This is a genomic window from Okeania sp. SIO2F5 (assembly GCF_010692685.1).
GTDB classification, from domain to species: domain Bacteria; phylum Cyanobacteriota; class Cyanobacteriia; order Cyanobacteriales; family Microcoleaceae; genus Okeania; species Okeania hirsuta.
In genome coordinates this window covers 1-12339 of sequence record NZ_JAAHGU010000001.1, presented here as the reverse complement: position 1 = coordinate 12339, position 12339 = coordinate 1, and the positions used below count along the sequence as shown (strand labels likewise).

8 protein-coding genes are annotated in these 12339 nt (G+C 36.8%); 5 read left to right on the top strand and 3 right to left on the bottom strand.

Features of this window, described 5'->3' with window-relative positions:
• Positions 1-444: 444 nt before the first annotated feature.
• Both hisG and F6K27_RS00035 read left to right on the top strand, forming a co-directional pair.
• A complete protein-coding gene (hisG, locus tag F6K27_RS00040) occupies positions 445-1461 on the top strand; it encodes an ATP phosphoribosyltransferase (RefSeq protein ID WP_287273857.1) in 1017 nt (338 codons plus the stop codon).
• Between the two features lie 716 nt (positions 1462-2177).
• Positions 2178-2423 (top strand): ferredoxin family protein, encoded by a 246-nt coding sequence (locus F6K27_RS00035; RefSeq protein ID WP_124146801.1) that lies wholly within the window; start codon positions 2178-2180, stop codon positions 2421-2423.
• Between the two features lie 119 nt (positions 2424-2542).
• Here F6K27_RS00035 and F6K27_RS00030 read toward each other — a convergent pair whose 3' ends face one another.
• The 3 genes from F6K27_RS00030 to F6K27_RS00020 form a co-directional block, all read right to left on the bottom strand.
• Positions 2543-4360, bottom strand: a complete 1818-nt coding sequence (locus F6K27_RS00030; protein ID WP_287273859.1) for a ribonuclease J — start codon at positions 4358-4360, stop codon at positions 2543-2545.
• A 488-nt stretch (positions 4361-4848) separates the two neighbouring features.
• Positions 4849-5733: a 4-hydroxy-tetrahydrodipicolinate synthase gene (dapA, locus tag F6K27_RS00025; RefSeq protein WP_287273861.1), complete on the bottom strand. Its 885-nt coding sequence runs from the start codon at positions 5731-5733 to the stop codon at positions 4849-4851.
• A gap of 358 nt (positions 5734-6091) precedes the next feature.
• Positions 6092-7129 (bottom strand): aspartate-semialdehyde dehydrogenase, encoded by a 1038-nt coding sequence (locus F6K27_RS00020; RefSeq protein ID WP_287273862.1) that lies wholly within the window; start codon positions 7127-7129, stop codon positions 6092-6094.
• Between the two features lie 1253 nt (positions 7130-8382).
• Here F6K27_RS00020 and tig point away from each other — a divergent pair.
• The 3 genes from tig (at position 8383) to clpX (ending at position 12024) form a co-directional block, all read left to right on the top strand.
• Entirely contained in the window at positions 8383-9822 is a 1440-nt protein-coding gene (tig, locus tag F6K27_RS00015) for a trigger factor (RefSeq protein WP_287273864.1), read from the top strand.
• A 156-nt stretch (positions 9823-9978) separates the two neighbouring features.
• A complete protein-coding gene (clpP, locus tag F6K27_RS00010; protein ID WP_124145365.1) occupies positions 9979-10665 on the top strand; it encodes an ATP-dependent Clp endopeptidase proteolytic subunit ClpP in 687 nt (228 codons plus the stop codon).
• Between the two features lie 12 nt (positions 10666-10677).
• Entirely contained in the window at positions 10678-12024 is a 1347-nt protein-coding gene (gene clpX / locus F6K27_RS00005; protein ID WP_124145364.1) for an ATP-dependent protease ATP-binding subunit ClpX, read from the top strand.
• Positions 12025-12339 lie beyond the last annotated feature (315 nt).

The following is a 12339-nucleotide window of genomic DNA, read 5'->3' as shown; positions in this document are numbered from 1 at the left end:
GACAGAAAAATTCTGGTAAATAGTCTCCTCTTTTATGAGGATAAAAAAAGAGAATATTCCAGATTTTAAGCCTCCTTATTGCAGAAGTACTGATAATTAATAACTGATAACTGAAATGACCACCGATTCATTAGCTTGAATTGTATGGGTTAAAAACTCAAAACAAGTCTTTCTTGTGCTTCAATTTATGGGTGGAAAATGTAGTATTAAGTTAAACGAATTTTTACTTCATTCATTAAAAAGCTGAATGGGAGCGTATCCCGCACCGAAGAGCTGACCACTAATAGCTGAATGGGAGCGCATTCCGCAGGAAATGCTTAAATCAAATGACCGAAAAATTCTGGTAAATAGACTCCTCTTTTAAGGGGATAAAAAAAAGAGAATATTCCAGATTTAAAGCCTCCTTATTGCAGAGGTACTGATAACTAATAACTGATAACTAAAATGACCACCGAGCAAATTTTAAAAATAGCCTTACCCAGTAAAGGTGCATTAGAAAAAGGAGCCATGAACTTATTGTCCGCTTGTGGTTTAACTGTATCTAGACCCAGTGAAAGACAATATTTCGGCTCTATTCCTGCCTTGCCACAAGTAAAAGTATTATTTCAAAGAGCAGCAGATATTTTTACAAAAGTAGAAGAAGGAAGTGTTGACTTAGGAATTACAGGTTATGACGTAGTTTGTGAAGAAAGTCAATCCGATGATGATGTAATAGTTATTTGGGATAAATTAGGTTATGGTAAATGTGAAGTTGTTTTAGCCGTTCCTGAGAGTTGGGTAGATGTGTCTTCCATAGAAGATTTAGCAGAGCTAACTTTACTATTTAAAGAGAAAGGCAAAAATCTCAGAATTGCTACAAAATATAATAACCTGACTCGAAAATGGTTGTATGAAAAGTTAATTGTACATTTTTCCTTAGTAGCAGTCCAAGGAGCAATGGAAGCCGCACCAAGTATGGGATATGCTGATATGATTGCTGATGTAACTAGCACTGGCACAACTCTGAGAGAAAATCGTTTAAAGCGAATTGAAGGAGGCACACTTCTTAAGTCTCAAGCTTGTTTAATTGGTAATAAACGTTTGTTACAAGAAAGTGAAGCTAAGTTGGAAACAACTAAGGTCTTTTTAGAGTTAATTGAAGCTCAGATGGAGTCAAAAAAATATGTGTCGATAACTGCAAATGTGCATGGAAAGTCGGCAGATGAAATAGGTGATTTGTTAATGAATAAAAGTGGATTAAGTGGCATTACTGGTTTACAAGGACCGACTATTGCTAAAGTATATTCTGGGAAGAAAAATGATTGGTATGCTGCCACAATTGTAGTGAAACAAGAAATGTTGTTACCAGCAATTAATCATCTCAGAAAAGTAGGTGGTACAGATATTACAGTTTCTTCTCCTAATTATGTTTTTGGCTCCAAATCTCAAACTTATGAAGCATTTTTGAAAAAGTTAAATTAGGCTATTATATCATGTTCGGTTGAATACTTATAAATAAACGACGGAGGAGTCAGGAGTAAACCCACCCCTAACCCCTCCCAGGAGGGGAAGTAAGGACTCAGGAGGGAAGAAAGAAGAATAAAGAGGAGGAAAAGGAGAAAGTTTTTTGTTTGCTGGCGCACAACTTTCCTTACGGAATGCTATCGCAAACGTTAACGTGTCAGTGGAATTGAGTTCTATTGCTAATTAGGGCTTGCTGATTAAATCTCAACGTCTTTACACATAAAGGTTTGAATATTTTCAGGTATCAAAAAGTTCTAGCTTTTAGGTAGTTCCGGTTCAAAAATGAGCATACTTTGGGTAGATTGTGGCAGAAAAATTAAGGGACGATCCTTCCAACTACCTCTTCTATAATTCCCATTCCTCCTCGATTCTGGATTCTGGCTCCTGACTCCTACTCTTACCACTCATACTTTTTCAGCAAACCCTAATTATCCGGACATGATATTATTGGTGGAGAAAGTTGATATTTTCTAGAAAAAATATCGACTTAACTCTCCTGTTATATCATGTTCGGTTGAATAGTTAATTATATAGTTGGGAGTGTGAGAGTAGGGGAAATTTAAGGCTTGAAGTAATTATAGAATTATCAACATATACTATATAACTGGATTCTATATTACAACAGAGAAATATCCCTTAGAAATTTTTAGTTTTGACTTGATAAAATAATAAAAATGCCACATACAATTGTTACTGATATTTGCGAAGGTGTTGCTGACTGTGTTGGAGCTTGTCCTGTCGCTTGTATCCATGAAGGACCTGGTAAAAATACTAAGGGAACTGATTGGTATTGGATAGATTTTGATACCTGTATTGACTGCGGAATTTGCCTAAGTGTTTGTCCTGTAGAAGGGGCAATTTTGGCCGAAGAAAGACCAGAGTCACAGAAGACACCTAGTACATCTAGTACCAGTAGTTAATAAGGGAGGAGTCAGGAGTAACTAACTTTAGGGTGCGTTGCAACGCACCTTATACCAGATCCGGTTATCAAAAGTCCGTTTTTAAAATTACTCTCTAACCCTTCTGCCTTCTGAGTTCATTAAGATGCTACTTTTGCTGCAGTAGACCGACGTTTCCGTCTTCCCAGTGGTGTTTTGGGTATAGGCAGTTCTTTTTTCTGCTCTACTTTCTCTTCTACACTTCTATCTTGTATATCTCCTGCTTCTGGAGTTTGCATTAAGAAAACTAGCAAAGGTTGACCTTGAAGCTTTCGTCTCAACATTTGCTGAACAGCACATTCAAGATCCTTTTTCAATCCAGACCAATTAACTTGAGTATTATTTGACTTAGCATACTCAAACCAGTTATTGCTCAAACTATTTTCTAATGTCTTGATAACCAGTTCGCGCATTTGTGATATTTCCATAGCACTTACCACACCACACCAATCGAATTGAGGTCTATCAATCAATTTACCATCCGAATTCACTGCCAACGCTACAGTCACAACACCATCCTCTGCCAATTGCTGTCTTTCTCTCAAGATGCTGTCTTCAACCATACCAGAACGAGAATTATCTAGCAGTTCAATACCAGAAGGTACTTGGTCTGCAACACCGATAGAATCTTTAGTTAATTCCACCACATCACCATTTTGTACCACTACCATATTTTCTGGAGAAACCCCCATACTTTGAGCAGTTTGACTGTGTTTAACTAACATCCGATGCTCACCATGAAACGGTACAAAGAACTTAGGACGAGTAAGTGCTAACATTAATTTTTGGTCTTCCTGACAACCATGACCAGAAACATGGATACCCTTATCTTTACCATAGATCACATTTGCTCCTAACATCATTAGTTTGTCAATGGTGTTAACAACAGCGATCGTATTACCAGGAATAGGGTTGGCAGAGAATACAACTGTATCTCCTTTACGAATTTTTATTTGCCTATGTTCACCCTTAGCAATACGAGTTAGTGCTGACATTGGTTCCCCTTGAGAACCTGTAGTCAGAATCAATAGTTTCTCATCAGGTACACTTCGGACGCTATGTAGAGGTACAAACAAACTATCTTCACACTTAACATAACCAAGATTGCGAGCATGAGCAATCACATTCAGCATCGATCGCCCTACTGTTGCCACCAACCTACCATGTTTTTTTGCTAGCTCTAGAACTATTTGTAATCTATGTACGCTAGATGCAAAGGTTGTAACCATTAAACGTCCAGGAGCGTTGGCGAATACTCGGTCTAAATTTGGATAAACTGACCTTTCTGAAGGCGTGAAACCGGGTACTTCTGAATTTGTGGAATCACTTAATAAGCAGTGAACTCCCTTTTCTCCATACTCTGCTAACCTTTGAAAGTCAAAATTTTCTCCATCTACAGGAGTATGGTCAATTTTGAAGTCACCTGTATGGATAACTACTCCCACTGGTGTTGTGATGGCGACTGTAAAGCTATCCGCCATTGAGTGAGTATTACGAATATATTCAACACTGAAATGTCTGCCTAACCGGACAATATCACGTGGACGAACAGTCCTTAATTTTGTGCGATTTTGGACTCCTGCTTCCTCTAGTTTTGGGTAAAGTAAAGCCATTGCCAATCTTGGTCCATAGATGACAGGAATTTCTACATTTTTCAAATGGAAAGGAATACCACCAATATGATCTTCGTGACCATGGGTGACAATCATACCTTTGATTTTATGATGATTTTCAGTCAGATAAGTTACATCTGGTAAGACGATATTTACACCATGCATTCCATCAGTAGGAAAAGCTAATCCTGCATCAAGCAGAATAATTTCGTCATCATATTCAAATACGCAGGTGTTTTTACCAATTTCATGTAGTCCACCCAGAGGAATAATTTTTAGGGCAGATGATGATTTCTTTCTTGTCATAATTATCCTATTTTTGTTGTTGTTCACTTTGAAAGATTTTGAAAGATTGTTATAGCAGGGAACAGGAAACAGAGGGAAAAGCTTTTTTCTGTCTCAAATTCATCATCAATATAAGTCAAACATCAACTTGTTCCTTGCTATATACCAATTTGATAAATATTTGCTATAAATAGCTAGGCTATTTCTTAGGTGTCTGGATGAGCGAGTCAGGAGTGATAATGAATAGCTTTTATACCATTTTTTAGGTTGTAATTCATTTTTTTAGTCAAAGAGACATCTCCTGTAAATTATTTTTATTACCCTGAATTATTCTAAACATTCTTTTTTAAAATTGGCATTACTGATTTTTAATACCCATTAGTTAAAAGTAGAAAAACTAATCTCTTAAAAATTCAAGATTTTAGCGATTTAGTGAGGGGGTAACTAAATCATTATTCAGATTGATGATATTTAATTTTCTGAAAAATTTTATTACCAGTGAAATTGACTCATAATAAACCTAGTTGACCCATTTCTGCTGATAATTTTTCAGTTACTTCAGTGGTCGGGTCGCATAGTGGAGGGCGAGTAGAGCCTACTTTCCACTCTAGCAGATTCAGAGCTGCTTTTACCGGAATGGGGTTAGTTGTTGCAAATAAAGCTTTGAATAAGCTGAATAGTTTTAGGTGAATTTCTGTAGCAACTTGTACCTTACCTGTTTCAAACGCTACTATCATCTCTTGTAGCTGTTTTCCTACTAAATGACTAGCTACACTGACAACGCCACTTCCACCAATAGCCATAAGTGGTAGTGTGAGGGAATCATCCCCAGAATAAATCTTAAACTCTGGTGCAGTCAAGTGCCTAATCTGACTTACTTGATCTATGTTACCACTGGCTTCTTTAATCGCAACAATATTAGGAATTTCGGCCAGTTTGGCTACAGTTTCAGGAATCAGATTTTGACCAGTACGCCCTGGTATATTGTATACCATTATTGGCAATTCTGGGGTGGCTTGAGCGATCGCTTTAAAATGTTCATAAAGTCCTGACTGTGGTGGCTTATTGTAATAAGGTACCACCTGTAATGAACCATCTAATCCTAATTTAGCAGCTTTTTCGGTGGCTGCGATCGCTTCTATTGTGGAGTTTGACCCAGTACCAGCTATTACTTTAGCTTTTCCTGCTACTGCTTTTTGAACTACTTGAAATAGTTTATATTCTTCTTCCCATGTTAAACTTGGAGATTCTCCTGTTGTTCCACATATTACTAATGAATCTGTCCCATTTTCTGTCAACCATATAGATAGTTTTTCTACTTCTTCATAGTTAACACTACCGTCTGAATTAAACGGCGTAATCATTGCAGTTATAACTTTACCGAAATCTACCACACTCTTTGCACTCCTTATGGTTTTTTTATAGCTTTGTTAGGTCTTATTCTTTTTTTTGGGCTATCTTACTAGACCTAATTTTTTTTCAGATTAACATCGCTTTCGCTTTACAGTCTCTCTGCAAAATTTTTTTATTTTTGTATGACTGAACTATTGTTAATAACCCATTTCATTACATTGTAGAAATAGGAACTAACTTTAGCGAATAATTAAGGTTTAAACCCTCTGCTTTAAAGGAGAAACAAGAAAAAATTTTCCTTTGAGTCAATCCTCTTCTTTTCAATAATAGATAATTGTTAATTATTAATTATTAATTGTTGAATACTCTTTTTTTTCTTTTGTTTTCTGCACCCTGAGTCTAAACTGTTGCTGCTTCTACCCTCAACCAATGTTTTTCCACCAATAACTCAGCTATTTGTACTGCATTCAAGGCAGCTCCTTTTCTGATCTGGTCTCCACTTAACCATAATTCTAATCCACAAGGATGAGAAATATCTTGACGAATTCTCCCCACTAATATGTTGTCTTTACCACTTGCTTCCATTGGCATTGGAAAATAATTTTTTTGCCAATTTTCTACCAGTGTTACTCCAGGTGCTTGACTTAATATTTCCCTAGCTCTATCTACACTAAATGGTTGAGCAAATTCTAAATTAACAGCTTCTGAATGGGCACGTAATACTGGCACCCTGATACAAGTTGCTGTAATCCCGATATCGTTAGTTCCCAATATCTTACGAGTCTCATTAACCATTTTTATTTCTTCTTGACAGTATCCCTGCTCATTCAACGGGGAATTGTGTGGGAACAAATTAAATGCTAATGGATAGGGAAAAATCTCTGTTCCAGGAGTTTTCCCCTGTAAAATTTCTATAGCTTGGGTTTTCACTTCTTCCATGGCCCTAGCCCCTGCTCCACTTGCTGACTGGTAAGTGGCCACTACCAGTCTTTTAATTGGCTGGACTTGATGCAAAGGCCATATTGCTACACACATTAATATTGTTGTGCAGTTAGGGTTGGCTATTATGCCTTGATGTAGAGCCGCAGCTTTTGGGTTAACTTCTGGAACTACAAGAGGCACTTTAGGGTCCATACGAAAGGCACTGGAGTTATCAATTACTATAGCACCAGCTTCTACTGCTTTCTTTGCCCATTCTTTTGATGTAGATGCACCTGCTGATGCTAGCACTAAATCTACTTCTTTAAAAGAATCATCTGTTACAGCTTCTACTTGTAAGTTTTGTCCTTTAAATTTTAGAGTGCTACCTGCTGAACGGGGTGATGCCAATAGTTTTAATTCTGCTACTGGAAAATTTCTAGTTTGCAGTAATTCTAACAACTCTGTACCTACAGCTCCAGTTGCTCCTAATATTGCTACTTTGTAAAACTCTGACAAATTCTTGTCCTCCTTAATTGTTCAATAATTTGATTTTTTGATAATATTTAATTAAGTTTAATAGTTTTTTTTATGGTCATTAATTTTACCGACTAATAGTTTTATATAATTTTTTTATCTTCTTAACTAAGAAATATTTTTTATTTTTATTAAACTTGATTGTCATCTAGATTATATAATTACTCCTTACAAATTGGTTAGTTTAGTATAAATAATTTTGATAAACTAAGGATTAAAAATCAGCTTGGTATTTCATATATATACAGATACTTAATTAGATAATTTGATCGTAAATGGCACTAACACCATCTTTTTTTTAATAAAACAAATATAATTTCTATATTACTAAATTAATTCTATACCTACTGACTGACTATCGTCAAATATAATCAAAATATTCTTAGATATTTCAGTTTAATCCTTTGATATAGTAGTAGTTTGAGGTGATTATATGTAAGCTATCAGCCGTCAGCTATCAGCTATCAGCTATCAGCTATTGCTTTTAGTTTAGGATAAAAGCTTTATTAATTGTCTTACTACAAAAGTTGCCTTCCTTGCCCTTAAAGTCAGTTGTTAATTTAAACACTGTCCTTAAGGAGACATTCTTGTTGCTGATAGCTAGCTGAATGCTTACGATTATATTTCTTCGGCTATCTATCTAAATAATCAACTATTAACATATTGATCTTCAGATAAAATATAGGAAAATCCAGAAAAATTTATCTTTAAAATTGTTGTCTAAATTTAATCAGTGCAAATGTAAGCATTCAGCTATCAGCAATTAGTAATTATTTATTACTTCTCAGGTTTAGGAAGGAGACTTTAACAGTAACTTTTATTCTGTCTCAATTGCTCAATTATTTTTACCTTCCCCAAAATTAATAGCTGATAGCTAATAACTGACCGCTGAATGCTTACGTGCAAATTATGATTATAATGTCACAACTTGAGAATACTGAAATAATAATCTATGAATCATTTCACTTTAAAGTAAATACATAGTAGTACCATAATATGGTAGCTTTAACAGATTGAGAGTTCTCAACTTACTTTGCCAATAGCTATAAAGTTAAAAAAAACCTAAAATCAAAGCATTATTGGCGAAGGTAGATAAATATTTATAGTAAGCTAAAAGATATAGTGCAAGAAAAAGAAAATAAGAATATTAAGATTCCCATAAATAATTATATAGCTTAATAGAATCATAGCCTATAATCTTAAACTTAGTTCTAACTAACTTAAACAAAACGCCGATGAAAGTTACCCAGGAAAAACTTCCAGCTAGCCAAATAGGCCTGGAAATCGAGATTACACCAGAAATGTCCAAGAATGCCTACGAACAGGTGATTCAGAAATATATCCGTACCGCCAATATTCCTGGGTTCAGAAAGGGCAAGGTGCCTCGACAAATATTGATACAGAGGCTGGGTAGAAATTATGTTAAAGCTATGGCCTTAGATAACCTCATTAATGATTGCTTAGAAAAAGCAAGAGAACAAGAACAAATCAATGCAATAGGTCAATTTGACCTGGTTACAGAATTTGAAGAGTTAGTAAAAGATTTTGAACCAGGAAAAGAAATGGCCTTCTCAGCTAAAGTGGATGTAGAGCCAGAGGCTAAAGTTAATGATTATAAAGGATTGGTGGTCAAGGCTGAAGAAGCTAAATATGACCAGGCTCAATTAGATGAATTTCTAGAAGAACGTCGCTCTGAAAAGGCTACACTAATTCCCGTAGAAGGAAGATCTGCTCAGTTAGGAGATGTGGCAATAGTAGATTTTGAAGGTATAATCCCATCTGATACAGAGGGAGAAGAGCCGAAAGAAGTTCCAGGAGGCAAGGCTCAAGATTATCAAATGGATTTGAAAGAAGGACAATTTATTCCTGGGTTCATTGATGGAATAGTAGGCATGAACCTAGAGGAAACAAAAGAAATTTCCGTTCAATTTCCTGAAGAATATGGTGAACCAGAGTTAGCAGGTAAACCAGCAGTATTTACAATTACTCTTAAAGAATTAAAAGAAAAAGAATTACCAGAGTTGGATGATGATTTTGCTCAAGAAATTAGTGAGTTTGAAACATTAGCCGAATTACAAGAGTTCATGGAGAAAAAATTTACCAAAGAAAAAGAGGAACAAACAAAACAGAATAAGGAAATTGCCATTGTAAATGAGCTGGTGAACCATCTGGAAGTAGAATTACCAGAAACTTTAATTAAAAATGAAGTTCAGCAGATGTTAGCCCAAAGTGCCATGGAGTTGAGCCAGTATGGGATAGATGTTAAAGAATTGTTCAGTAGTGATAAATTGCCAGAAATGCAAGAGCGATCGCGGCCAGAAGCAATTGAGCGATTAAAAAGAGATTGGGCTATTAAAACAGTGGCCAAGGAAGAGTCAATCGAGGTAAATGAAGAAGAGATTGTAGCAGAGTCAGCTAAAGTCATGGGACAACTCCAAGGAAAGGATGTCGATCCAGATAGATTAAGAGAAGTAGTCACAGAAGACTTACTGAAGGAAAAAACAATCAAATGGTTGGAAGAAAATGGCACAGTAGAGTTAGTACCTCAAGGAACTCTAACTAAAGATTCAGAAATAGATGAAGCTACAGAAACTCCTGTAGAAACTGAGTCAGAGTCAGAAACTATTGTAGAAGTTGAGGCGGAACCTGTAGCTACTGTGGAAAATCCTCAATAATGAACAAGATTAACTAAACTCAAATTAATGAATGGTTGGGTAATCCCAACTACCAATATTAGTAAAGCTAAGTCATAATAATATTCAGCTTGGATTGATACGAATCAAAAATGAGCAAGTCAAAACAAAATTTGTTTATATATAAACTGATGGACTATGGTTATATCTCAATATTCTGATGATTTAGTTAATATCTATAATAAGTTACAAGTTTACTCCGGTCCTAGTAACATTGTTCCTATGGTAGTTGAACAATCAGGGATGGGAGAAAGAGCTTTTGACCTCTACTCACGGCTCCTTAGAGAAAGAATAATTTTTTTGGGGACCCCAGTAGACGATAATGTAGCTAATACCATTACTGCTCAGATGCTATTCCTGGATGCTGAAGACCCAGAAAAAGATATTCAACTCTATATCAACTCCCCTGGAGGGTCTGTTACTGCTGGAATGGCTATATACGACACCATGCAGCAGGTACGGCCTGATGTAGTAACAATTTGTTATGGTTTAGCTGCAAGTATGGGAGCTTTTCTTCTTTCTGGTGGGACAAAAGGTAAAAGAATGTCCCTTCCTAGTTCTAGAATAATGATTCACCAGCCTCTAGGTGGGGCTCAAGGTCAAGCAGTAGATATTGAGATCCAGGCTAAAGAAATCTTATATCATAAACGTAAGCTGAATGAACTTTTATCAGCTCATACAGGTCAACCTCTAGAAAAAATAGAAGTTGATACAGACCGCGACTTTTTTATGTCCGCAGAAGAAGCCAAAAATTATGGCTTGGTCGATCAAGTGATTACTAAACAGAATCTTCCTGTACCAGGAGAGTCTGTTCCCGCAATGTAATAAGAGGAAGTTATGTCTAAATACGACTCCCATCTAAAATGTTCATTTTGTGGCAAGTCTCAGGAACAGGTCCGTAAGTTAATAGCAGGTCCTGGAGTTTATATTTGTGATGAATGTGTAGAGTTGTGCAATGAGATTTTAGATGAGGAGCTTTTTGACTCTAACACAACAGGGCCACAATCTCCAACGCCAAGACCAACAACCCCTACTCAAAAGCGAAGTAGTACTGCCAAAAGAGTGTCAGTTGCCCAACTTCCTAAACCTAGAGAAATTAAGAATTATCTGGATACTCATGTTATTGGTCAGGAGGAAGGTAAGAAGGTTTTGTCAGTGGCAGTTTATAACCACTATAAACGTCTGACCTTTGTAGAAGCCAAAAAAAGTGGCAAGTCTTCTCCAGATGAGGTGGAATTACAAAAATCTAATATTTTATTGATTGGGCCGACTGGTTGTGGTAAGACATTGTTGGCTCAAACTTTGGCAGAATTATTGGATGTACCATTTGCTGTGGCAGATGCGACAACATTAACAGAAGCTGGATATGTTGGGGAAGATGTGGAGAATATTTTGCTGCGACTTCTGCAAGTGGCAGATTTAGAGGTAGAGGAAGCACAACGGGGTATTATATATATAGATGAGATAGATAAGATAGCTCGCAAGAGTGAGAACCCTTCGATAACAAGAGATGTCTCTGGAGAGGGGGTACAGCAGGCTTTATTAAAAATGTTAGAGGGAACTGTTGCGAATGTCCCGCCTCAAGGTGGTCGGAAACATCCCTATCAAGATTGTATTCAGATTGACACGAGTAATATTTTATTTATATGTGGTGGGGCTTTTGTTGGTTTAGATAAAATAGTAGAACAGAGAAACGGCAAAAAGTCAATGGGCTTTGTTCAGCAAGTAGGAGAAAAGGAGTCCAAGGATCGAAAAGTTGTAGATTTAATGAAGCAAATGGAACCGAATGACTTGGTGAAGTTTGGTTTAATTCCAGAGTTAATTGGGCGAATACCAATGGTGGCGGTAGTTGAACCTCTGGATGAGGAGACTCTGATGGCAATTTTGACAAAACCTCAGAATGCTTTGGTGAAGCAATATCAAAAGTTGTTGCAGATGGATAATGTACAGTTGGAGTTTGAGGAAGAGGCAATTCGAGCGATCGCGAAGGAAGCATTTAGGAGAAAGACCGGAGCACGAGCGTTGCGGGGTATTGTGGAGGAGTTGATGTTGGATGTGATGTATGAATTACCTTCGCGCAAGGATGTGACTCGGTGTACTATTACTAAGGAAATGGTAGAGAAGCGATCGACTGCAGAGTTATTAGTGCATCCATCATCGTTGCCAAAACCTGAGTCTGCTTAACTAGCGATCGGCATTTCAGGCGTTGTCAGATTAAAAGATGAATTATAGAGACAGGGTGGGAACAGGGACTTCTTTAAACTTAAGGTAATGAATCAGTAGTCGAATTGAGTGCTTTAACATTTCAACAGACTTGGAATAGCACAAGGTTTTGCCATGTATAGCGCTGTGCGCAGGCAACAGCTCCGGAAGGCAACAGCTCCGGAAGGGGGAATAAAAGACCGATAATACAAGACTTTTAGCTATTGGACACCTCTTGTAATTTGTAAATATGCCAGCGCACATTGCCATCTAACATAGCTCAGTAATGACGTAGCG